The organism is Parabacteroides chongii (assembly GCF_029581355.1).
Classification (GTDB): Bacteria; Bacteroidota; Bacteroidia; order Bacteroidales; family Tannerellaceae; genus Parabacteroides; species Parabacteroides chongii.
The window spans coordinates 1,449,054-1,475,811 of sequence record NZ_CP120849.1 but is presented as its reverse complement, the minus strand read 5'-3'; the positions used below and the strand labels follow the sequence as shown (position 1 = coordinate 1,475,811).

The window sequence follows — 26,758 nt, the reverse complement described above, 5'->3', positions numbered from 1 at the left end:
CTATATTATTAGAAACGATAAAATAGAGAAATGGATAAGGATCTATTACAAAGATATGTAGAAGGCAACGTTACACCGGAGGAAGTGGAAACGGTTGTTGATTGGCTGGATGTCGATAAGGATAATGTCAAAGAATATATGTCTTTACATAAGTTATATGATATTTCGGTTCTGAATCAATCTGCACAGCTGCAAGAGAAAGTGAAAAAGTCACGTTCTTTTGTATTCCGCCGTATTATAATGGAAATCGGGAAAGTAGCAGCTGTCGCTTTGTTTATAGTGGGGATCGAATTTTTATTGAACAAAGAAGAACATAAAGGGGAGCCTTCTTTATTTCAGACGTTATATGTACCTTCCGGTCAACGGGCAGAACTGATTCTTCCGGATAGTACGAGAGTTTGGGTAAACGCACAGTCCCGAATAGTGTATCCGGTTACTTTTCAAAAAAATTGTCGGCAGGTTGAGCTGGAGGGAGAAGCTTATTTTGATGTAAAACGTAATGAAGCATCTCCTTTTATAGTAAAAACAGAGAAAGTGGATATAAAGGTTTTAGGCACCGAGTTTAATGTAACAGCTTATTCGAAAAATCCGGAACTTAAGATCGCATTGCTGAAAGGGAGTGTAGAACTTGAATCGTTGGAATCTTCTTCAAAATATATGATGAAACCAGGTGAACAAATTCGATTTAAAGAAGGTAAATATATATCTTCCGATATAAATAATATGGATCATTTTAAATGGAAAGAAGGTCTTTTATGCTTTAATAATCAGCCTATATCAGAAATAATGGAAGAGTTGTGCCTGTATTACGACATTCATATAGATGTAGCTGATCTTCCATTCCTGAAAGAACGATACTCCGGGAAATTCCGTGTGAAAGATGGGGTTGAACATGTTTTAAAGGTATTACAATTGGAACATAGATTCATCTATGTAAAAGATAATGAATTAAATCAAATAACTATAAAATGAATAGCCTATGATATAGTAGCAGAAAGTATGATAAAGAAAAACCGGATTATGCGTCAACATAATCCGGCATAAAATGTCAGCACGCTGACAACCTTGGAATAATTAAATCAAGTACTAACATTTCAGTAATACAAAGTTATGAAAAAAAAATGTACAGGGGAGGATTGTGCCCTGTTATTAAGTGAATTTAAACACATTATTAGAGTTATGAAGTTATCCTTAGTTTTTATACTATTGTGTGTTTCAACAGTCTTCTCAGAGAATTTGAACTCTCAAACTGCACGTGTCAGCATTGAAGCTAATATGTTGCAGACGAAGGATGTTATTAAACTGATAGAAGAACAAACAGATTATCTTTTTGTGTACAATCATGAAAAGGTCGATCTGAGTGGAAAGGTCTCGTTGAAAGCCCGGAATAAGACGGTGGCTGAGGTTTTAAACAAAATATTTGGTAATTCGGATATCGTTTATGCCATGGAAGGGAGTAATATCCTTCTGATGAAAAAAAGCTCATCTCTTCAACAAGTAACAAAAAGCGTTAAGGGGGTTGTCAAGGACCAGTTTGGTGAACCTGTTATCGGTGCGAATGTTATAGAAAAAGGGACAACTAACGGAACCGTTACAGATTTGAACGGGGAGTATCTGCTCTCTCTTATTGGAGATAATGCCGTTTTACAGTTCTCATACATTGGCTACCAGCCACAGGAACATCCTGTGGGAGACAAAACGACCATAAATGTCGTTTTGTCTGAAGATTCAGAGCAATTGGAAGAAGTAGTTGTAACAGGTTATGGCGGTATGCAAAAGCGTACGACATTGACAACTGCTATTTCGAAACTTGATAATAAGGCATTGGAGAATATTGCCGTATCAAATGCCGCACAGGCTTTGCAGGGAGGTGTCAGTGGTTTACGTGTTGTTAATACTTCCGGAAAGCCGGGTGAGGCTCCGAATATAGTATTGCGTGGTGGTGCTACGATAACTGGTGATCCTGCTTATAATCAAGCATTAGTGGTTGTAGATGGAGTCGTTCGCTCTTTAAGCGATATAAATCCTGCCGATATAGAATCAGTACAGGTATTGAAAGATGCAGCATCGACTGCCATTTATGGAGCTCGTGCGAATAGTGGCGTTATACTGGTGACAACCAAGAGAGGTAAGGAAGGTAAAGCTACCGTTTCTTATAAATTTAAAGGAGGTATGAATTTTGCGCGTAAAGGATATGACTTTCTGAATGCAAAAGACTTCTTATATTATAACCGTTTAGGAAATAAATATGCTAATGATGCAGGGGTATCCCGTACTTTACAGCAGGTGAACAATACTAACGGATATGGAACAAGTGCAGGTGATTTTTATTCTGTTCATTATCTGACTGATGAGAATAAGCATCTTTTGAATGAAGGATGGCAACAAATGACAGACCCTTATGACGGGGAAGGTCAACTGATCTTTAAAGATTATGGCGGGATTATGATGGATGCCGCTTTCAATGATCCTTCTTTTACACAGGACCATTATGTTAGTGTTACCGGAGGAAACGATAAAGCAACATTCCTTACTTCTTTTGGTTATTATGATGAACAAGGACAGGTGGTAGGTACTTCTTATCAACGGTTTACAGGGAATGTGAATGGCTCATATAAGGTTCGTGATAATATAAAAGTCAATGCGGGAGCAACTTATTCATTCTCTAAAAAACCAAATATGTGGATCAGTGAAGCACAGTTGTTCTATCGTACAATGAGTTCCTGGCCGACTTATAGTCCGTTTTCGGAAGCAGGTGAACCTACATCAGGTATTGGTTCCTCCGATGGTAATCCTCTCTATTGGAAAGATAAACTACAACGCCTCAATAATATAAGAAAAACGACTTTCAATGTCGGAGGTTCCTGGGAAATAATTCCTGGTTTGACTTTGAATGAAAACAGTTCGATCTATTATATAGATAACGAGCAGGAAGATTTTGATAAGCAGTATCAGACACAAAATAATTCCAATCCAAATAGTACCCGTGCTGCACGCGCAATGTATGAACGTCAGTTCCAACAGCAGCACAGTGCAACTCTTACCTATGCAAAAACATTTGCAGAAAAGCATCATTTGGATGCAATGGTAGGGGGAGAATATTTTGATTACAACCGTTTTAAGATGGAAGAGAAAGGAAATAAAGCCCCTAGTGATGATATACCGACATTGAATGCTTCCAGTGATAAGGTATCTGTTTATTCCTATAAGGACGGTTATCGTATGTTATCCGGATTTGCACGTGTGAATTATAATTATGATTATAGATATCTGTTTTCTGTTGTAGCCCGTTATGATGGTATTTCTAAGTTAAGTGACAACCGTTGGGGCTTTTTCCCTGGAGTATCTGCCGGTTGGAATATGCATGAAGAAGCTTTTTTTAAAGATTCAAAATTGGCAAATGTAGTTTCGAATCTGAAGCCCAGAGTCAGTTATGGTGTAAACGGAAATGTTGCCGGCCTGGGTAATTATGAGGTTTACGGAGAATATAATACAATTAATAATTCATCGGGTATTCCTATTCCTTATGATGGAAAGGTTGGTTTCCTGAATACTAAATTGGTGAATAATAATTTGCGTTGGGAAAAAAGTAATTCATTTGAAGTCGGTTTGGATGTCGGGTTTTTACAGAACCGGATCAATTTGATTATGGATTACTACAACCGTACGACAAGTGATTTGCTGACTGATCTGAATTTGCCGGGTTATACCGGATTCGGTAGTATACGTACGAACTTAGGAAGTTTACGTAATCAAGGATTTGAAGTAGAGGCGAAGTTCAATATATTGACTAACCAGAAAGGGTTTAGTTGGGATTTTTCAGCCAATGCCTCTTTCGTAAAGAATAAGATTATTAAATTACCTTATAACGGAAATGAGAATAACCGTCAGGGAGGTATGGAAGTTTATGATCCTGCAACAGGTAAAAATATCTGGGTAGGAGGATACCAGGAAGGTAAGACTTTGGGAGATGTATATGCATATAAGCAAGAACGTATCTTTCGTGACTGGGATGATGTAAAAAATAATGCCGGTGATCGTTATGATGCAATTGCAGAGCTTTACGGTCCAAATAAATGGGCACAGATGAGCGATAAGGAAAAGATCGGAAAGAAACCAATCGAACCGGGTGATGTTATGTGGGCCGATTTGAATGAGGATGGCGTTATTAATGAATTGGATCGTGTGAAGATTGGCAATGTGTTACCCAAATGGACCGGTGGTTTCTCAACAACTGTGTCTTATAAGGATATTTCCTTATTTGCCCGTTTCGATTATTCGTTGGGACATATCTTGTATAATGACTTAAAAGCTCGTTCGTTGGGACAGTATCAGGGATCATTCAATATTATTACGGATGTGAAAGATAGTTGGTCGCCGGAAAATCCGAATTCAGCCCTCCCTAAGTTCTACTATGCGGATCAGCTGGTTAAGAAGAATATAACGCGTTCTAATAATGCAAATCCCAATATTAATAATAATAACTCAAGTTTTTATGAAAAGGGTGATTATCTGGCGTTAAGAGAGATCACTTTGAGTTATCGTTTACCGAGACGAATTATTGAGAAAGCAACATTGAGCGATGCTTCAATATATATTACCGGTCAGAATCTTTTCTATATAACCGGTTATGAAGGAATGTCCCCTGAACCAGCCATCAAAAAGAATAATGCGGGAGTGGATGAGGGTAGATATCCTATGCCCCGTACAATCTTGTTGGGTGTATCAGTCTCATTTTGATGTATGTTGAAATTGTATAATTATAAATAAAGACTCAGATGAAAAAAATAGTAATATCTTTTATATTTGTCACCTCTTTATTCTCATTAGGAGGATGTACATCTTTGGATGTAACGCCGGTAAGTTCTATTACCGACGATAATTATTGGAAAACTCCGGATCATTTCGATGCATTTATGAATGGTCTGCACACTCGTTTCAGAGAAGGTTCGTTCAATTATTTTTTATTGGGAGAGGCTCGTAGTGATGTATTCGGTGACCAACCGTTTGGTGGAGAAGCATCACAGGGAATGGAACGTTTACCTTATAATACGCTGAATGAAGAAAATCCTGTTATCTCTAATTATGGTAGATTTTATGAAAATATCAACCAGTTAAATCTGATGATTTATAAAATACTTAATACGGATAATCTGACAGAAGCTGCCGGTAATTACTATTTGGGACAGGCCTACGGTATGCGTGCTTATTATTATTTCCATTTGCTGCGTAGTTGGGGAGATGCCATAATAACGACAGAACCTACCGAACAGTTGGACTTGACTAATCTGGCAAAAGCGGCTTCACCGGCAGAAGATGTCATGAAGTTTATTAAAAATGATATTGATGAATCTGTAAAAAGTTTTGGCTCTGATTATACGATTAAAGGTCGTAAAGCTTTTTGGTCAAAGGCAGCCACGTTGATGTTGAAAGGTGAGGTATATCTTTGGTCGGCTAAGCAAATGGGAGGCGGAACCGGTGATGCTAACATAGCTAAAGCGGCTTTGACTGATATTCGACAGAATGTTCCTGATTTGGGCTTAATGGAAAACTACAAAGATGTTTTTGCTTATTCCCAGAAGGGAAATAAGGAAATTATCTTTGCTATGCGTAGTGAACTGAAGGAGTTTGATATGTGGAATGGCTCCTTTGGAGGAAATCTACTTCCTTATGCGGCAACTTTGGCTACTTATTATGATGCCTCTACAGGAGAGAAGTTTGATATATCTAAAGAAAATTTGTCCGGATTAATGCGTTTAGGTATCAAGAAAACCAATTTAGCACGTTTTGATGATAAAGATAGTCGTAAACGGGCCAGTTTGAATGGTGCTTATAATAAATTGGAAGATGGTTCTTTGGATCTTATAGGAGCTTATTGCTATAAATACCAGGGAACACAAGATGCAGGTAGCACACGTTCTAATGTCGATGATTATCCGATTTATCGATATGCAGATCTTTTGCTTTTATTGGCAGAAGCAAAAGTGATGTTGGGAGAGAATCCTGCAGATGAAATTAACCAGATAAGACGGCGGGCTTATGGTGAAAATTATGATGAAGCAACTATCGGCTTTCCGAACCAGGCAATAGATAAGGATGTCAATGAAGCTTTGTTGGAAGAGCGTTTTAAAGAATTTTTGATAGAAGGGAAACGTTGGTATGATCTAAGACGCTTTGGTAGCGAATATGTTTTCAAATATACGCTGGCTGAATCCGGTAATGAGAAAAAATTGTTATGGCCGATAGATAAATCTACTTTGACGAATAACACGGCTTTGAAACAAACTCCGGGATATGAAACCTCTGGTAGTTAATAATTTAGTGATAAGTATAATTGATTTATAAAATTAGGGATGTCTGTACAGGCATCCCTGAATTTTCTATTCAAGTTTTTAAGAAGATTATCTATGTATAGATTTATAAAGAAAATAAGGAGGATTGGTTTTTCCATTGTCCTTGGTTTGACGACAATTACTGCTTTTACTCAACAAAGTTATAAGCAGGATTGGAGTTCTATTGATAGTAGGCCTGTTCCTGTTTGGTTTGAAGATGCGAAGCTGGGTATTTTCGTTCATTGGGGATTATATTCCGTACCGGCCTGGTCACCTAAAGGTACTTATTCAGAATGGTATAAATATTGGTTAGACAACAAAACGTTATTTGGAAATGGCGATTTTACAGGAACTGAAATATATGATTATCATACAAAAACTTATGGGAAAGACTTTATATATGCAGATTTTGCTCGGATGTTCAAAGCGCAGGATTATAATGCAGATGAATGGGCGGCGTTGTTTGAAAAAGCAGGTGCTAAATATATTGTATTGACCACTAAGCATCATGACGGTTTTGCTTTATGGCCGAGTAAAGAGGCTTCCCGTGATTATGGACGTCCCTGGAACAGTGTTGAAATCGGTGCCAAAAGAGATTTGGTTGGAGAATATGTGAAAGCACTTAGAAAAACAGATATAAAGGTGGGGTGCTACTTCTCTTGCCGGGAGTGGGATAATCCTTTATATCATCCCGAAACGATGAATGTATTTGTGGACAGGCATTTTTATCCACAACTAAAAGATTTGATTGATCGTTACAAACCGGACCTTCTTTGGGCGGATGGACCTGATGATATAAGTGATACGGTTTGGAAAACTAAAGAGTTCCTATCTTGGCTATATTCAGAATCGGCAGTAAAAGACAGTGTTGTTGTGAACGACAGATGGGCTAAATATTCCGACGGGAAGAAACATGGTGATTATTATACTCGTGAATATAGTGCCGGGGATGCTCAGTTCGATAAACCCTGGGAGGAATGTCGTGGTATGGGCTTTTCTTTTGGATATAATCGGAATGAGGATCTGGAAGATTATTCCAGCCCTCAAGCTCTGGTTCTAACCTTAGTGAATGTTGTAAGCAGAGGCGGTAATTTGCTTCTGGGTATTGGCCCGACTGCTAATGGTAAAATACCTCCGATCATGCAGGAAAGATTAATTCAAATAGGGGAGTGGTTAAAAGTGAATGGTGAAGCTATTTATGGAACCCGGAGATGGAAAAACACCTCACAATGGTCTGCAGGTAACAGAAACTGGAAACCTGAAGGAAAATACTATGTGAGTGGAAACGCTATATTGAAACAAACGATAGATCCGGATCCCGGTTATGCCATACAGGAAGTCTTTTTTACGGCTAAAGGAAACTCTGTATATGCAATCCTGCCGAAATACCCTAAAGATAAGATTGTTTTGAAAAATATTTATTCTACAGCAAAAACGAAAGTGACTTTGCTTGGTAGCGACAAAGAGGTTAAGTGGGAGCAAAAAGAGAATGATATTCATGTAATTATGCCTGAATTATCTTTTGATGAGTTGCCTTGTGATTATGCGTGGACATTAAAAATTGAATACGTTAAGTAACAATGAAAAAGGTCGTCTTTGTTTGATAATTGTCCGTTTGGAAAAAGAATTACCCCCCAAAAGTCCGGTGAGGACGATTGGGGGGTAATAGAATAATGTACGTGTGTACTGTTTTTACGCTTATCTTACGCTTACCTTACGGGTGAAAGTTTTGCTTCCTGTTACGATCTTCACGATATAGATACCGGTTGAAGAAACGGGTATCTGTGTGGCGGAGCTGATAAGGTCGTTGTAAACCATCATGCCGTTGGTGTTTACCACCAATACGTTGACAGGCATTGCCGGTTCGACGTAGATCACATGATCGCGGCCATAGATGCGGGTATTGGCGATCAACTCTTCAATACCGGTAGCAAGGTCGACGGTAACGGCGCAGGTAGCTGTCTTGTTGCCATCTTCCGTAGTGACGGTGATGGTCGCTTTACCTACGGCAACAGCCGTCACCTTACCGTCTGCATCGACAGTGGCGATCTTTTCGTCGCTGCTCTTCCAGCTAACCTTCTTATTGGTAGCGTCAGACGGGTTGACGGTTGCTTTCAGGGTATAAGTGCCCAGACGCGGCAGGGTCAGTTCTGACTTGTCGAGAGAAACGCTGCTTACGGCTACGGTTTCCGGTTCCGGTTCCGGGTCGGTACCGGTACCTGGATCGCTCGGTTCGGATTTAAAACCAATTGTGTTGCTAGAGTACACAATCGAATAATTCTCTGTATCGCCACCACTCACCAGGAATGAATTGCTGCCGGTCTTAGTAACCGTTACTCTGCTGGAGATTGTTTTCGCTACATCAGCTGTAATGGCTGCACCTGTTTCGCGGATCATATAGGTTATTTTGTCTTTCACATCACTTTCGCTGGAAGCACTGGTAGGAAGTGTTGCCTCTAATGTTGATTTGATGATACTTCCTGTATTAGTAGAACTATTATTTAACGTGTAGTTTCCTTTTAAGGCAGCCCATGTGATAGTAATGCCTGTTCCCACACCTGTTGATGCAAAGGTAGCCGTCAACGGAATTTCTTCGCCGGCAGCGAGACCTTCGGCAGAATAGTTATTCAAAATAACTTTATTGGTACCGTCATAATATTTGCTGACAGCACTGGTTACTTTCAATGTGCTTGCTGAGATTTTCCCTTTCAAAGAAGCTGTTTCCAGTTGATACTTATTGGCATTCTCTCCTTGCAACAGGATTGTTTTGGATGGATAAATCGCAATGTTCTCACCTGCATCTTTAGATTCATAATCGAATGTGATATCTCCCAAATTTAGAGCGGCATTCGTTAGATCTGTTACACTTAGAGCGACATTGGCTGTTGTCGTACCATCGTAAGTTTTATTTGCACCTGTTACAGTTAATGAGACCGGCTTCGGATTCACTTGAACAATCAAGGAAGAAACAGCACCGTCTTTTGTAAAGATAAGGGCTGCGTTACCTGTGCCGACTGCTGTCACTGTTCTTGTTCCATCTGAACCAGATACTGTTAAAATCGTAGGATCGGATGATTCGACAGTATAACCAGTAGTTCCTGAAATCGTTTGTGTATCACCATAGGTAAGCACCTTTCCTGCCACCTCTGCTGCTGCTTTTGAAAGAAGTTTATTCGTCTTTTGCGATGCATCCTCCCAATTGATGTTTGGAAGTGTAGCTTGTTTTGCTTCCAGTTCTTCACCCCGTGCAATCTGATTACCGTCGTAGGTGACATACGCATAGTGTTTGCTTCCTTCAACTTCTTGTGTTTTTACCTCTAAGTTTCCCCAGCCTGCCGCCTCGACCAATACGCCGTCTACGCCTTCTGTTTCTGTTGTATTGACAGTAATAACCTTCGGAGTGCCTTTGATGATATCCACTTTTCCACCTACTCCTGTGATTTTACCGTAGTTGGGGAAAGAGACTTTACTTACATCCACTGTGTAAGAACCGATAGGCTCTTCTTTGACAATAATGGCACCTGTACGCAAAGCGGTCGCTAATGTTTCGTTATTAACAAAACCTTCTACTTCTAATGTGTACTTCAATGCATTTATCGGATCATTGTATTTACGGCTTACATTCGTTGCTTTTACTGTCAGATTTCCGGCTTTACTAATAGTGCCTTTCAATTCAGAGGGTTGTATCAACTGGTAGTTGGAGGCATCCTTTCCACTCAATGTAAGAGGTTTGGATAAAGTGATACGCTTATCTGCTCCGCAATTGACGTTTGCAAAAGTGGCATCTACCTTTTCTACTGTGACAACATCGTTGTTTACAAGACCATTTACCTTGTATGTTACATCAGCCGTGTTTGTTCCGTCATAGCTTTTCGGAGCAACTGTCGAAGTAACGGTCAATGTTTTCGGTTCAACCGTAATGGTTTGTTTTGCTACTGCTGTTACATATTGGTCTAAGGTTGCCGTAACGGTGATTGTTGCTGAACCAGCTTTCTTCGCTATAATTTCAGTCTTATCTTCGTTGAAAGCAAGGACATCCTCATTTGATGTTGTAAATTTAACTGTTGCACCTTCAGCATACCCTTCAGCCTGTATAGCAGCTTTACTACCGTAAACCAGGCGACTCAGTTCGGTTGCAAAACGGATATTTTGCAATTTGGCATTGAGGGCAATGGATTCGGAAGTAACTGTTGTTGAAGTAAGCTTGTTGTCTTTATCTGAAACAGTCAAATCTACTGTGTAAGCAGCCGAAGTAAGTTCTGTTATATCAGCCGTAAATGTTCCGTCTGCCTTCACTTTGATGCCGTCAACAGTCTTAGTTGTCTGTCCTGTTTTAGCTTCGAACTTCGCAAGGAGTTCACTTGTTTTCGTACCTCCGTTCAATAATACGCGACCGCTGACAGTTATAGATGCACCGGCACCAACCGAATTTACCTTTACACCGGTAATTTCCACTGTCGGTTTTATCGCGTTGATCTTTAAATTAGCTGGCGTATATTCGATAGCATAGTTCTGAGAAGTATACCCAAAAGGCATGACCGGATATTCTCCGGTTAAAGATGTAGTAGTGGCAGGGCAATCAAATTGAAGTGTGCCGCCTAGGACTTCTACAGTTTCATTATTTACAAAACCGGAAGGCGTAGCTTCAAATGTAGGTATTGGCTTACCAAAGTCAATTGCTTCCGGTTTAGTAGCTGTCACAGTCAGAGCCACTTTATTTATCTTGGCTGTTACACCTGTTATATTAGCCAGTTCATAATAAGCCTCCTTTTCGGATTTTAGTGTAGCTGTTACTATTACCGGTACAGCATCTCCGGCATTGGGAGAAGATAATACGCCGGTAGTAGTACTTAAAACATCGGTAGCATTTTTTTCAGCGACAAGACCTTGAACATTCATGGCAGTAGTAACTAATTCAATATCAGTTGTCCCGTCGTAAGTCCTTTCTTTAGCCGTAATACCACTTACCGTAAGCATTTTCTTTGTTACTTTCAGTGTTTGGGTATTGGTGGCATCGTTGTTATTATCAACTGTCAGGTCGAAAGTTACCGTTCCCGGTTTCAGGATTGTTAGCGTACTTCCTTCAAGGCTTACGACACCATCATCGCTACCTTTTATTGCGGCTTTCGCTCCTGTTATATTGAAAGTCAGCGTAATCGGCTTCGTACCATACACAACGCTATCAGGCAGGTTAGTGATTTTGGCAAGTTTTTTTGTATAGGTATTGATAGAGTAACTAGAACTTTCGAATTTTAATAACATTGTATTCTTGCCAGCCTTCAGAAGTTCTTTGGCCAGAACAGCATTAGACGCAATGGCTGCATCGGAGCATTCGATGGTGAAGTTCGTACCGTCAAGGTCTTTTTTATCACCTGCCTTATTCATCTGTGTTATTACTTCTGCAGCAGTAGCATTTATCTTAATGGTTCCCTTAACAGCAGTAATAGCAGTCATAACATCCTCTTTAGGAACGGATAATGTTCCGTTGTTGGTTAAAGTACAACCTTCTGCGATTGTTAGACCCTGGTTGAAAGCCCAGGTTTTGCCTGCCGGAATAGTAAATTCTTTAATTTCCGTTTTCTCTTTCGTTTTCTGAATAAATACATTCGCTTTAGCTTGTGCACCTGCCAAAGTAACATTCTGCATCCCTTCACTTAAGCAGACTTCCGGAGCATTACCGGTAAAAGCAAAGATTGCATTTTCTGAAACGGGAACAGGAAAACTGCCATCCTGCCATTCTGAATCGGCTCCCAGATAACACTTTACTTCATTTGTAAATGTACAATTGTTGAAAGTCATAGAGACTGTACCAGTTTTTCCGCGATTGACCGCAGCAATGCTCGGAGTATACGCATTTGTACCTTTACTGAAATTACATTTTGTGAAAGTCGCCCTTACATTATCAGAACACCCATTGGATCCTCCACCTTTCATACCACCTTCTACTGTTACACCATTGAAGTTTGTAATAATCTCTTTCGTGTAAGAATAGCTATATCCGCCACCAATATAAAAGCATCCTGTGACTTTACCGTTAGTCATTGAGAAGTTTGCGTTATTGGTTCGGTTTGCAATCGCATCATATGATGTTTCTAATGATTGACCGATTCCGACAGGAGCAAAGCCTCCTCCTAGACCATAAAGAATTTCGGTATTCTCTCCAGTTACGGTAATATCTGTTGCTTCCGTTCTAGCATATTCCATACCTCCGGATACCAAATAACGGATATAGGCATTTGAAATTGTCGCTGTTACTTTCCCTGTCACATCAGCTGTCTTCTTCGATTCATTAAACTTGGCTTTAGGGCCATATCCGCCGCCGACAAAATAGCCTTCAATACGACCACCGGTGACTGCTACGTTTGCTTTCTTGACATTTCCCAGGTAGCCACCACCAAATATCATGAATACCTTACCGCCTGTCATTGTAATATGTGAAGATTCAACATCCGCATATTTGGAGCCTCCGAATATTACAGGATTATTACTTTCCGGTATTTCCAGGAAATCATCTGTATTATCTACACTGACTTTTACATAACCATCTTTTGTTGAAGGTGAAACAGTTACAGGTTGACCGTTTGCATAAATAAAGTACATATTTTTAAACGCTGGTTTGGTGGGGAACTCTGCACAAAACTCCATTTCCAGTTTCGAATTATTCCAAAAACGCATATCCGTAGTATTCTCGGAACCACCTTTCCCTAAAAAGCTTGTCCATCCTTTGGGAGCGGTAACGATCTTCTCATTTTCAGTAATCTCAGACCAAATCTTAAGGGGTTCAGAGAACGTAGATGTTTCATCAAATTTGAAAGAAACAATATAAGAAGTCTTTGAACTTTGATCTACATTTACACCACCCCAAACATTCTGCTGAGTATGTAAACCTGTAGCTTCCACCGTAGAATGCACCAGCAACCCCGCATTCTTATTGGCTGGCAAATATACATTTTTAAGTATGGTTTTCATTGCAGACTGGGCGTTAATACCGGAAGCCGGTGCTTCAGCCACAGTCAAGTTTTCCAAAGTCACGTTTCCGGTAGCATTCCCCACGATAGTAATCAGATGTTTAGATTCACTCTCTATCATTCCTTCAGGAATAACCCAGGTACCCGGTTCTGTGGGCTGGATAGTCGTTTTCTTTGGATCAGTAGCAATAACGGAAAGCGGTTTATCTATAATCAGCATTCGGTCAAGAAGAAAGTTGCCTTCCGATAGATTGATTGTTGCATCCTTTTTAGCAAAAGTAACAGCAGTCGCCAAAGATGCATAATTCTCTTCACTTATAGAAGCTATTGGAGTAACAGCTTGATCTTTGACTGCTAATTTAAAATTTGCCGTCGCCACCACTGCACTTCCTGTTGCTTCTTTAACCGATAAAGAATAAGTATACTCGCCGGATTCGGCAGGAGTCATCCTAAAATAAGAAGTTCCATTGATCAGCGGAAAACCGTTTGACGGACCATACATGTAAACGCCTCCTTCCGGTGTCCAATCTTTCCAGCCTACAGGTTGCTGTTGTGCTTCATAATATTCCATCTTCCAGCCGGACAAATCAGCTCCGTCATTCATTTTTAATTCAACACGAACAGTTTTATCATCCGATCCCTTTTGTGTGGTAACAGAAAATACTATGGGTTTTCCTTTTTGTGCGACTTTCAGGTCTGTTTTAATATTTGCGCTTCCGCTTTGTGCCCACCCGGCACTTGTCGCCATCCCTATCATGGCGACCAATAATAGAAGTATTCTTTTTTTCATTATAATCTTCATTAATATTAATATCCAGTGTTTATTTCCGGGGAGTCTTTTTAAGTTGCCCGGACAGCTTACACGATTTGCAGCCTCTACCCTATAAGTGACTGCAGTTGTGGTTTCAAATAGTTTGCATTAATACATAGGCAATACGGATTTGAGTATCCACCAATTCCCGGAATGGATCGTTGTAAAAATGAAAGAGGCGTAGGAATTGTTGAATATATCTATTATTGAGGCTCTCGACTGCCCACAGAGTTGATATAAACAACATACCCACGCCCTTTTATCTTGCTAAATCCGCATGAAGACATACGGATAGATATAACAAGGAAAGGTACGTGAGCGTTCTGTTGTCTATTATCCAACTCTGCTGAAATTGTCGAGATTTCAATAATAGGATAATATCTTTAAAACGCTTCTCGTAATCAATAAGATGCGCCGGGTGCATCGCTATGCATCGGCGCACCGCAAATGTAATCTTTTTTATTTATTAACAAGCAAGGATCGGTTGATTTTTGCGTTCTACAATGAGTTTTACTACTGTAGCCTTCACCCTTCATCTACGTGTAATTGATTGATAGATAGCGAAATGTGGTGACGGCAGACGTTTCACACATGAATGAACTGTTTTCACATTGTTGTTGGATTGAGACTTCGCAAATCGGGAAAGATTATGAGCTAATAGTCTGGTTAGTAGGTGTTAAGACGGGGAAAACTAATACAAAAGTCAGGACTCGTAAAAGCTACCCTGTACAGGGTAATCGACCAGGGTGTACAGGGTAGCGCTGTAGGGTGTACAGGATAATCCGCCAAAGTGTACGGGAGAGAAATAAAAGGTTAAGACTTAACATTTACTTTCTCCCTGATTAACACTTATTTTCACCCTGACTAACAATCTATCGGGGTGACACCATAGCCTTCACTGTATCTTCCTGTCTGTTAGTCTGTTGCAGGGGTGTGACGGGTGACGGGTGTAGGCGGATAATCCAGCGTATAATGCAATCCCCGGCTTTCCTTTCGTTCGATAGCCTGTCGCATGATCAGATACCCCACATTGATCATATTACGCAACTCACAAATATCTTTGGAGGCTACCGACCGTTTGAAGAGGCTTTCTGTTTCTTCGTAAATGATATCCAGGCGGTCCCAGGCACGTTTCAGGCGCAGGTCGGAACGGACGATGCCGACATACGTACTCATAATCTGCCCTACTTCTTTGACACTCTGGGTAATCAATACCATTTCTTCCAGCGAAGTGGTACCTTCGTCATTCCATTCCGGGATATTCTCCTGATATTTTAACGAGTCGATAATGCTCAGGCTATGCTTGGCGGCAGCATCGGCATAAACAACCGCTTCGATCAGCGAGTTGGATGCCAGACGGTTTCCACCGTGCAGGCCGGTACATGAACACTCGCCGACGGCATATAGGCGGTCGATAGACGAACGTGCATCCAGGTCAACCTGGATACCTCCGCAAAGATAATGGGCGGCAGGTGCTACCGGGATATAATCTTTAGTAATATCGATTCCCAGGCTCAGACATTTCTCGTAAATGTTCGGGAAATGTTTCTTTGTTTCTTCCGGATCTTTGTGAGTGACATCCAGATAAACATGATCATCGCCTCGGGTATCCATTTCGTTCTTAATGGCACGTGCCACGATATCACGCGGAGCCAGTGAGAGACGTTTGTCATATTTCTGCATGAATTCTTTACCGTCTTTTGTACGGAGCACGCCGCCATAACCGCGCATGGCCTCTGTGATCAGGAAAGAAGGACGGTCGCCCGGATGGAACAGGGCGGTCGGGTGGAATTGCACAAATTCCATATCTTTTACGGTCCCTTTGGCACGGTAAACCATAGCAATACCGTCGCCGGTAGCCACCAACGGGTTGGTAGTTGTCTGATAAACGGCGCCGACACCTCCTGTTGCGATAAGGGTTACTTTCGACAGGAAAGTATCGATCCTTCCGCCCGGATCCATGATATAGGCACCATAACATTCTATATCCGGTGTCTGGCGGGTGACGGTAACACCCAGGTGGTGTTGTGTCAGTATTTCAATGGCGAAATGATTTTCAAATACAGTGATATTGGGATGTTTTTGGATAGCTTGAATCAAGCTGTCCTGTATTTCTGCACCTGTGTTGTCTTTATGGTGTAGGATACGAAATTCGGAGTGACCGCCTTCGCGGTGCAGGTCGAAGTTCCCTTTTTCATCTTTATCAAAATCAACCCCCCAACTGATCAGTTCTTTGATTTGCTGAGGAGCGTTACGCACGACCTTTTCAACTGCGCCGCGGTCGCTGAGCCAGTCGCCGGCAATCATTGTATCTTCAATATGCTTGTCGAAATTGTCAACAATCAGGTTGGTAACCGAGGCGATACCGCCCTGTGCGAAATAGGTATTGGCTTCTTCCAGATTAGTTTTGCATACAAGGGCTACTTTCCCTTTATTGGCTACTTTAAGAGCGAAACTCATTCCTGCAATACCGGAACCTATCACTAAGAAATCGAATCTTTGTACCATAAGACATTACTGTTTAGAGCGCCAAAGTTAGGAATTAACTTTTATGGTTGTACCATTCCCGGCAGCCTTTCGGTTAAAAACTCCCGAAATACTTATTCTTTTATTATTTTTAAAAGAAAAGCCATAAACATTCGAAGGCTTCTCCTGTTTTAACTACGCATTGGATATCCGGCTTATTATTAATACTTAAACGTTATAAAAATGAAATCTAAAGTTTTACTGTTAGCTTTAGCCTCCATGTTGGCAGGCGGGGCGATGGCACAAGATTGTACATTCTTTTTTCCTACGACAAAAGGTACTAAACTAGTAAAAAAGAGTTATGATGGCAAAGGCAACCTGTCAGGAGTGATGACTTATGTTGTGGATGAGGTAGAAAACAAACAAGGCGGGCTGGAAGTCGAAGCCGATTACGTATTCACAAACAATAGCGGTACGGTTGTCGACAAAGGTGAGTTGGAGGCTTTTTGCCAGGATGGTGAATTTTTTATGGATATGAAGGAGGTCCTTACAAATCCGTCTTTTGTCTCTACAACGAATACCGCAGTGGCAGCTACCGATGCCGTGATCAATTATCCGAGTGTATCGAAAGGAGCTTCTTCGGATGATGTATATTTCGATGATGCAGTGATCAACATTTATTCAAAGAAGAATCGGAAAGACAGAAAGAACGTTTCTATTTACGATCGTGAATATGTGAAGACAGAAGAGATCACTACTCCGGCAGGTACATTCGACTGTACGAAAGTAAAATTTAAAATCAAATCACGTTCTCCTAAAGAAACGATCGAAGGTTACGGCTATGAATGGTATGCTCCTAATATCGGGGTAGTTCGTACCGAACAATACAATAATAACAATGTATTGCAGTCATATTCTGTCCTTGAAGAAGTGAAATAAGATATATTCCTTTTGGAATTGTTTGACCGGTTTAAGTGGATGCGCTGTCGCTGAAAAAGGTGACAGCGCATTTTCTATGTGGGTATTTGTTGTTTTTACCATAGATCAACAAGAACTAAGGTTAAAAGGGAGCTTCTGGAGTATGCAAATGCCCAAAAAAAGGGCAGCATAGTTGTTTTTATTCTTATTTTAGTTTCAAAATTATTGTTTATCCGGTTCTTATATCCAGAAGCTCCCTTTTAACCTTAGTTCTTGTTGGACTATGTTATTTTTTCTATTTTCTTCTTTAAACTGGCTGGGAGTTACCCCTTTTATCTGTTTGAAAATAGTACTGAAATACCGTTGATAGGTAAAACCTACTTCAAACGATATCTCGGAAATACTCAGATCGGAGTGAATTAGCAAAGACGATGCCTTTTCTATTCGTAGCTGGTTGATGTAATCATTTACTCCCATATCCGTAAGAACTTTTACTTTGTTATATAATGAAGCGCGACTCATAGCCATATTCGCTATCAAGAATTTTACATCCAGATCGGGATTTGAAAGATTGTTATTGATTAAGTTATTTAATTTGACCATGAAAGTTTCATCTGCATTGCTGATGGTCGAATCTTGGGGTAGGATGGTAGTTGTTTTTTCTTTGTATTTCTGTTTGATAGCTTCTCTGCCTTTGAGTAAATTAACAATGAGGGTAAGCAGGAAGTCCAGTTCAAATGGCTTTGACAGATAAAAATCAGCTCCTAGTTTATAACCGGTAGAGGTACTGTCCTGATCACATTTGGCTGTAAGCAGGATAATAGGGATATGGCTGATTTCGACATTACTTTTGATGTTTTTACAGAGTTGATAACCATCCATACGTGGCATCATTACGTCACTTACGATGATATCCGGCTGTTTGAATTTTGTGATCTCCAATGCTACTACACCATCTTCGGCTGTATAAATATGCTTGAACAGGTTTTTGAAAGAATCTTTGAGGAAAGAACGAAGCTCTTGCTTATCTTCGACGATCAGTATGGAATAATTTGAACAAGATATATCGACGGACGATATATCTACCGGTATAGATATATTCTCACTGTTATTTTTATTCATTATATCCTCAGATAAAGATGTATCTGTTAAAACCGGCAGCTCATAATAGAATGTAGCCCCTTTGTCAGTATTATTGTAAGCACTGATATTTCCTCCGTGCATTTCTATTAGTATCTTCGCGTAGGAAAGGCCGATACCACTACCGCTTTTATTATGTTCTCCCTGGTAGAAGCGGCTGAATAGTTTATTGGAATCGACATTCTGCAAACCGATGCCCTGATCTTTGACGGATATTCTGACAACGTTGTTTATCAATCGGGTAGATATTATTATCTCTGTTTGGGTATCACTGAATTTTAAGGCATTCATAAGCAGGTTGGAAAGGATGATCTGGCATTTCCATTCGTCGAACCAAATATATTCGATCGCATTGTCCAGTTGATATTGCAGGTCGATCTTCTTTTCTTCACATTCGTTCCTGAAATCTTCGCAGACCGAACGTACCCATTCATTCAGAAGATGAGGCAGCTTTTGCAGGGGTTCTTCTCCTGTTTTGATCCGGTTCAAGTCGAGTACCATATTGATGATATTCTTCATTTGGCGGGTCTGTTTGTATATGTTGTTTAACTGTTCCCTGATCAACTCCGGTTTTAATTTGTCATTACTCTTGTCGATAAGCCGCTTCAAAGGAGCATAGATCAAGGTTAACGGAGTCCTTAGTTCATGGCTGATATTAACCAGGAAACGTATTTTTTCCTCATTGACTGTTTGCTCATGCTCCTTCATTTCCCATTTCAGTTTGTTTTCTTTTTTCCTGATGATCAAATGGACAGTGGCGGACAGCAAAGAGAAAAACAAAAGGATCATACTGAAAATAAACCAGTTGCTTTTATACCAGGGAGGAGTTATATGTAGTGTTGCCACTTTTACCGGCTGGCTCCAGATACCGCTTTTCGTATTGCATGATACCAGAACGGAGTAACTGCCTGGGTTCAGTGCTGGTAATTCCAGTTTATGGTTGTACGATTCTATATACTGGTTATTAAGCCCGGCTATGCTGTACCGGAACAGTGCTTTACGGAATACGTCTTTCTCGTTCAGATTGATGGTGATGGATAAGGAAGTATAGTCCCAGGGAATATATATCTTCTTTTCTTTTTCATCGAACTGGTTCATATATGAACGGCCGTTAAAGATGATATCTGTCAGTTCTATCTGAGGCTGGAACTTATCACTGTAGGAAATATTCTTGTCTATTTTCACTAGTCCGTTCGTCCCGGCCAGATAGATGTTATTTGTTTTTGAAGGTTTCTGGTACATGAACAATATTTCGTTGGGAGAGAAACCGTCCGATTCACTCCAGACAACGAATCTGTTCTCATTTATCACATAAGAGAAAAGCATATTTTGAGCACATATCCAAAGTCTCCCCTGATTGTCGAGGAACAGCTGCGTTATATTGTTGAACAGTTTGGTTTCCACTCTATGCAAAACCTTTTCTTTTTTATTGTAATAACTGAGTCCTTGGTCGCTCCCTATCCAGAAAGTCCCTTTTTGGTCATACGAAAGTGAATGGATTGTTTCGGAAGGGTCTACGCTGAATATGATCCGTATGCTGTCATTTTCCTGCAGGGCTTCCAGTACATAATGTTCTTTGATCAGATAAGCCAGAGAGTCGTCCGCGTAAACCAGGTTAAGAGCTCCCTGGTTTATCCTTTTCTCATCCATCTTTAACTGAGAGAACTGTTTTGTTTCCGGGTTGTATATACGTGCATTTTGTGATAATATATAGATCTTATTTGGCGAGATCTGATGGGTGAGTGCCATATATCCGGAATAACATTCTTCCAAATTGGTCTCTCTGTCGATGATCGTAAAAGGCTTGTATTCTCCGGTTTTCTTGTCGAATCGGAAGACTTCTTTGCTGTACAAGGAAACCAACAATTCAGAGGAAGATAAAGAGGTTATCGAGGCCACTTTGTCTCCATAGGTGGAAGGATAATGTTTAAACTGTCCGGTGAAAGGATTGTACTGGTTTATGCCTCCGCCGTCGGTGCCGATCCATAAAATGCTGTCCTCATCTTCATGCAGACTGATAATAGCTTTTTCACTCAATCCGTTTGTATTGTTAAGCGCTACATCTTTATATGTTTTTATATATGTCTCTTTTATTCCGAAGATACCACCTCTGACACTGCCTGCCCACAGGTTGTTTTCGCTGTCTTTGTAAAGGACTGTGATCGAATTGACCGGTAATGAACCGGCATCTCCCGGTATGTGTTTGATACAACTGATCTCCTGGGTCTCCGGATTAAGGATATTGATACCTCCGCCGTCGGTACCCAACCAGATATTCCCTTCTTTTTCCAGAATACAAAGGATAATGTTATTACTTAACCGGGAGTTCTGAGTGGTATAATGGGCGATCTGTTTTCCGTTGAGGCTGAAGCAGAACAACCCCTGATTGTAAGTAGACAAATAAATGTATCCGTCTGATCCCATATAAACGTCCAGCATGGCTGTATAGTCGGCATAAGGGAGTTTCTCAATCTTGTCGGTCTGCAGGTCATAAGTAAACAGGCCGTAGTTCTTGGTCGCAACAAGAACCGTATGATCGCTCAGGGAAAGTAATTTGATGATCTCGTAATAGGATTGATGGTCCGGCTGGAAATCGACCTTTCCGATCTGTTTGCTATTCTGGTCATATTTGTAGATCGCGTTTGTTGTCCCTATGAGAAGCTGGTCCGGGACATTCAGATAACAAAACGCTTTTTCTTTTATAAGCAGATCGAAAGAATTGTTCTCTGGATTATAAAGTGCGACGCCGTTATTCGTCGATACCCATATATGACCATCCTGGTCTTCTGCGATGAAATTGATAAAATTACCCGGTAAAGAGCGTGGATTCTCTTTGTCGTTAAAATAATTTTTTAGTTCATATTGGTCGAAACAATTCAGCCCGGCTTTGGTTCCGATCCACAACATGCCTTTCCGATCGCATAGGATACTGTTGATACTGGACTGTGATAGCCCGTTCTCTATAGCGATCTGTTTAAAATAGTAATTCGTGTTGTTGCACCAACCCCTATTGATATATCCGCATATAGAGAATAAACAAAATATAAGTGTAATAAAATGTTTACTCATCGTCTCCTATTTAATGCAAAGATATATTTTAATATTAATTTTCAAATAAGTTTCTCCTATATAAATATCCGGAAATATTTTGTGTAAACCCTTATTATTAGGCTTCGTCTGTGGAAATAGACAATAGAGGATTAGATTTAGACAGGATTTGATGTCTTTTTGTACAAGACCCGATACTTTTGCCGGTGTGTAGATTATATACATAAAATAATTAAATTTTACAATCTTAGATCTGTGTAGGAAATGTTCCTTGGTATAAATCTTAAATTGAAATTCTTATGAGGAAAATTGTTATTCTGTATTTACTATGTTTAGTTTGGTGTGCCGGTTTTGCACAGCAAAAGATAAACGGAGTCGTCTTCGAGGCTGAAACAATGGAGCCATTGATCGGGGCGGCAGTAATGGTAAAAGGTACAACGACCGGACAAACGACCGATTTGGACGGTAAGTTTTCTATTATGGCTTCTGTGGGTGAAACTCTCTCCATTTCTTATTTGGGAATGGTGACGCAGGACATACCGGTAAAAAGCGGTATGTCGGATCTGACCGTTAAATTGGTGAAAGATGCCATGAATATCGATGAAGTGGTAGTCGTAGGATATGGTGTCACCCGTAAACGTGACTTGGCAGGTGCTATTACTTCATTAAAGACAGATGAGATAAAAGCGGGTGTTGTGACCAGTACAGCCCAATTATTAAAAGGACGTGCGGCCGGTGTCCAGGTAAAACAAAACTCGACCGAGCCGGGCGGAGGTATTTCTATCCGTGTCAGGGGAGCCTCGTCCATTAGTTCGAATAACGAACCGCTGTATGTTATCGACGGTTTCCAGACAGAGATCGGAAACCAGATCAACCCCGAAGATATCCAGTCTATCGAGATCCTGAAAGATGCTGCTGCTACAGCCATCTATGGTGCACGCGGTGCCAACGGTGTTGTACTTATTACGACCAAGAAAGGAACGAAGGGAGCATTCAATGTGACTTACTCGTATAATGCCTCTGTAAAGAACTTGCAGAATCCCTGGAAGCTGATGGATGCGCAGGATGTGATGGGATATAACATGAAAGTGTGGGAAGACAACGGCAGTACCGGCAACCCTCCTTATACACAGGAAGAACTGCAATATAAGGGAGCAGGAACTGACTGGATCGACGCAACTACAAGAACGGCTATGACACAGACCCATCAGTTCTCTATTACCGGAGGTAGCGACAAGATGACCATGTCTATTTCGGGTAATTATCTGGATGACCTGGGAGTATTGCAAAATACGAATTTCAATCGTTTCAGCGGCCGTATGAATATGGATTATAAATTGAATGACAGAGTCCGTTTCGGTTCGAATCTTTATATGGCCCGCTCCAATAAGAATTTCCTGAATATGGGAACCAATACAACGACCGATAACGTTATTTATAACATCTTTATGATGTCTCCCCTGACAACTGTTACCGGTGACGACGTATTTGGGAAAAAAGGGAAAAAACCGGGTATTTTCAGTGAGTTGAACGATGTGGACTTTGAAGATATCACCAACAATATGTACATAACTCTTTATGGTGAGGCTGATATTCTGAAATCATTGACGGCACGTGTTCAATATACATATAGCAATGACAATGAAAAATATCAGAAGTATTATCCGAAAAGTACCAATGTTGGTAAAGCCAATGACGGTTTGGCTACTATCTGGAATTATAAGAATGACAAGCAGCAACTGGACGCATTATTGACTTGGCACCAGCAATTCACTGAGAAACATGACGTAAAAGTAGTTGCAGGTACAACTTATACAAAGCATATTTATGAACAGAACGGAATGCAGGGATTCGGCTTCTCTACTGATGAGTTCTCTTTTAATAATATGGGAGCTGCCCAGACAGTGCAATGGATTAACTCTGCCAGAGAAGATAATACGACAACCTCTTTCTTCGCGAGAGCGGAATATGTACTGAACCAGAAATATATTCTGAATGCTTCTGTCCGTGCAGACGGTGCTTCCAATTTCGGTCCGGGCAATAAATGGGGATATTTCCCTTCAGGATCTGTTGCATGGCAGTTGGGTGATGAGCCTTTTATGAGTTTCATTAAACCGTTGTTCTACGACTTGAAACTGAGGGCTAGCTATGGTGTTACCGGTAATGACGGGATCGGCAATTACCTTTCACAGCGTAAATTTGCCATGACAGACGTATATCTGGGAGGCGGATCGATCGTGAAAGGTATGTATCCTTCCAACCCGGAAAATAAAGATCTGAAATGGGAATCGACATCTCAACTTGACTTGGGTATTGACTTCTCTTTATTGGATAAACGTATTGAGGTAAATTTCGACTATTACGATAAGCGTACAAAAGACCTGTTGAATCCGATTTCCGTATCCAGTTCTACAGGTGGTTTCCAGACTATGACTGGTAATAATGGTAAGATACAGAACAGAGGATTTGAATTGTTTATCAAGTCTAACAATATCGTAAATAATAACTTTAGCTGGAATACAACGTTCAATATTTCACGAAATAAGAATAAAGTATTAGAATTGAACCAGGGAGAAGCCCGTTTTGAGACGGTGAGACCGCAAGGATGGTATAACTGGGAAGAATATGCAATGTTGAAGGAAGGTTATCCGTTAAGTTCACTTTATGGTTATGTATTTGACGGTATTATCCAGACGGGCGAGACATATGCAGCACAACCCGGAGCTGTTCCCGGAGACCCGAAATTTAAAGACCTGGATGGAGATGGAAAGATCACTATCAACGACCGTGAAGTGATAGGCGATGGTAATCCCGATGTCATTTTAGGTTTGGGTAATAACTTCAAGATCTATGATTTTGATTTCTCTTTCTTCTTCGATGCTTCTATCGGGAACGACTTGTTGAATTTGTCACGAGTTGTTTTGGAAGACGATAATCGTTTGATTGACTCAAAAGACAGATGGACTCAACATAATCCTTCCAATGAAATACCACGTAATGGCTATAAAAAGGATTCCGGAGTCAAATACGGTTCTTATATTAATTCTCGTTTTGTAGAAAACGCTAGTTACCTGCGTTTGCAGAATGTCGAGGTCGGTTATTCTCTGCCTTTGAAGAAATGGGGCGATATGTATAAATACGTGAAGAATCTGCGTGTATTTGTCGGAGCACAAAACCTGTTCACAATAACCGGTTATACAGGCTTTAACCCGGAAGTAAGTACGAATGGCGGTAAAGCTGTTTCACAGGGGCTCGATTTTAGTTCTTATCCTGCTTACAGGACGTTTAACTTTGGTGCAAAAATAATTTTTTAAATGAATACGGTTATGAATAACATATTGAAAAAAGGATTGGTATATACTGCAGCATTTCTTTCGGCAGGCATCATGACTTCCTGTGAAAGCACGTTGGAAGAGGTCGTTTATTCGGAACTGACGTCGGAGAATGCTTTTAAAACGAAAGACGATGCAACGGCTGCTGTTAACTCGATGTATGAACCTCTCCACGGAGTATCCAACAGGGCGATTTTCTATCTGAATGACATGACGACAGATGCCTGTTTTATGAAAGAAATGGACTGTGAATTGTTGAATGAACTGAAAATGAGTACGAATCAGGATGTTGCATCTTCCTGGAACGGTTATTATAAGATTGTCAGCCGTGCTAATATCGCACTCGATAAGATCCCTGAGATTCCTGATGCTGAATTTGGGGATGATGAGGCCGCCGCTGCACAATTGAAGAACAGATTATTGGCAGAAGCTTATTTCATGCGCGGCTTTGCCTATTATCAACTGACAGATTTGTATTATACTGTTCCGCTGATTATTAGCAGTGACGTGGCCGTAGATGCTATTCTGCCTCCGGCTTCGATAGAAGAGATAGAAACACAGATCGATAAAGACCTGAATGCTGCAAAGGCTGCATTACCCCAGAGTTACAGTGATAAGCTGGATGCCGGAAGAGCCACTTACGGAGCTGCGGCAGGTTTCTTATGCCGTCTGCATATGCGGGCTGCCGGTCGTGCCCGTTTATCCGGCGGTGACGATGCTTCCGAATGGAGAAAAGCACTTGAATATGCGAATGAAGTACTGGCTTTGAACGGAAGTGTTTATTCACTTCAGGCCAAAGTATGGGATGTGTTCAACCCGGAAACAGATGCTACTTTGTATAATAATGAACTGATTTTTACCGTACGTTCCAGTCAGGATATACCTTCCGGTAGTTCCGACATCGGTATGAACTTTACTCCGTGGGATTACGATATGGGATGGAACCTGTTCAGCGTTCCTTTGGAACTGACCTGGAAGTTCGATAAGGCAGATGAACGTTATTCTGAATTGCTGGTGACTCAGTTCAGGAATGTATATGATAACGATGCAACTCCGAAGCCCAGATATTATCAGATCCCAGAATCGATAGAAAAGGTAGGTACAGTATATGCAGACTCAGAAACGCAGACAATTAACGAGCTGGGTGCTTCCTATACTAAAAAGTATAAATATCTTCGCCCGGGTACCTATAATTATAATACCAAGAATAATATGCCGATGCTTCGTCTTGCCGATATTATTCTGTGTAAAGCGGAGATCCTGAACGAACTGAACGGTCCGACACAAGAAGCTGTCGACCTGATTAACCAGATCAGAAGCCGTGCATTCCAGGATGACGCCCATAATTTGTCGCTGGCTTCTTATTCTTCGAAAGAGGCATTACGCGATGCGATTTGTGATGAACGTCTGTTGGAACTGAACAATGAAGGCGTACACCGTCCCGACCTGATCCGTATGGGATTATGGAAAGACCGCCTGAATAAATATATAGCAGCCATAAAGTTGAAATCCGAATGGCGGCAGAAGAATTCGAAAGATCCGAACGCTGATTATACCTCTGAATGGAAAGTATACCCGCAGGATTTGACAGATAACGATATCAGGCGCTATTTCCCGGTTCCTAAAAGGGAACTGGACCTGAATCCGGACCTAGCTAATTGCAGAAGTTTTTCTAAATGATAATTGATATACGGATAGGCGCCTGTTTTACGGGTAGCCTATCTGTCAGTTTAATACCATAAC

At 40.7% G+C, this 26,758-nt stretch carries 10 protein-coding genes; 7 read left to right on the top strand and 3 right to left on the bottom strand.

Going from position 1 to position 26,758, the window contains the following annotated elements; genetic code table 11:
- Positions 1-30 precede the first annotated feature (30 nt).
- The 4 genes from P3L47_RS05660 (at position 31) to P3L47_RS05645 (ending at position 7,910) form a co-directional block, all read left to right on the top strand.
- On the top strand, positions 31-972 hold the full coding sequence (locus tag P3L47_RS05660; protein ID WP_277782975.1) for a FecR family protein: 942 nt from the start codon (positions 31-33) through the stop codon (positions 970-972).
- 207 nt (positions 973-1,179) lie between these two features.
- Positions 1,180-4,740: a TonB-dependent receptor gene (locus P3L47_RS05655; protein ID WP_277782974.1), complete on the top strand. Its 3,561-nt coding sequence runs from the start codon at positions 1,180-1,182 to the stop codon at positions 4,738-4,740.
- Positions 4,741-4,778: 38 nt separating this feature from the next.
- Complete coding sequence (nanU, locus tag P3L47_RS05650; RefSeq protein ID WP_277782973.1) at positions 4,779-6,314, top strand: SusD family outer membrane lipoprotein NanU; 1,536 nt, start codon at positions 4,779-4,781, stop codon at positions 6,312-6,314.
- A gap of 39 nt (positions 6,315-6,353) precedes the next feature.
- Entirely contained in the window at positions 6,354-7,910 is a 1,557-nt protein-coding gene (locus tag P3L47_RS05645; protein WP_427910539.1) for an alpha-L-fucosidase, read from the top strand.
- Between the two features lie 120 nt (positions 7,911-8,030).
- Here P3L47_RS05645 and P3L47_RS05640 read toward each other — a convergent pair whose 3' ends face one another.
- Together P3L47_RS05640 and nadB are read right to left on the bottom strand one after the other, a co-directional pair.
- Positions 8,031-14,090 (bottom strand): YDG domain-containing protein, encoded by a 6,060-nt coding sequence (locus tag P3L47_RS05640; RefSeq protein ID WP_277782972.1) that lies wholly within the window; start codon positions 14,088-14,090, stop codon positions 8,031-8,033.
- Positions 14,091-15,026: 936 nt separating this feature from the next.
- Entirely contained in the window at positions 15,027-16,619 is a 1,593-nt protein-coding gene (nadB, locus tag P3L47_RS05635; RefSeq protein ID WP_277782971.1) for an L-aspartate oxidase, read from the bottom strand.
- A gap of 201 nt (positions 16,620-16,820) precedes the next feature.
- Here nadB and P3L47_RS05630 point away from each other — a divergent pair, with 201 nt between their 5' ends.
- Entirely contained in the window at positions 16,821-17,516 is a 696-nt protein-coding gene (locus P3L47_RS05630; protein WP_129730922.1) for a TapB family protein, read from the top strand.
- Between the two features lie 219 nt (positions 17,517-17,735).
- Here P3L47_RS05630 and P3L47_RS05625 read toward each other — a convergent pair whose 3' ends face one another.
- Positions 17,736-21,704 carry a hybrid sensor histidine kinase/response regulator transcription factor gene (locus tag P3L47_RS05625; RefSeq protein ID WP_277782970.1) on the bottom strand — a complete coding sequence of 1,323 codons (3,969 nt, stop codon included), beginning with the start codon at positions 21,702-21,704 and terminating at the stop codon, positions 17,736-17,738.
- Positions 21,705-21,982: 278 nt separating this feature from the next.
- Between P3L47_RS05625 and P3L47_RS05620 the strand changes: the two genes are divergently transcribed.
- Together P3L47_RS05620 and P3L47_RS05615 are read left to right on the top strand one after the other, a co-directional pair.
- Entirely contained in the window at positions 21,983-24,997 is a 3,015-nt protein-coding gene (locus tag P3L47_RS05620) for a SusC/RagA family TonB-linked outer membrane protein (protein WP_277782969.1), read from the top strand.
- Between the two features lie 12 nt (positions 24,998-25,009).
- The gene (locus P3L47_RS05615; RefSeq protein WP_277782968.1) at positions 25,010-26,695 is read left to right on the top strand and encodes a RagB/SusD family nutrient uptake outer membrane protein; all 1,686 of its coding nucleotides are present in this window, start codon (positions 25,010-25,012) and stop codon (positions 26,693-26,695) included.
- Positions 26,696-26,758 lie beyond the last annotated feature (63 nt).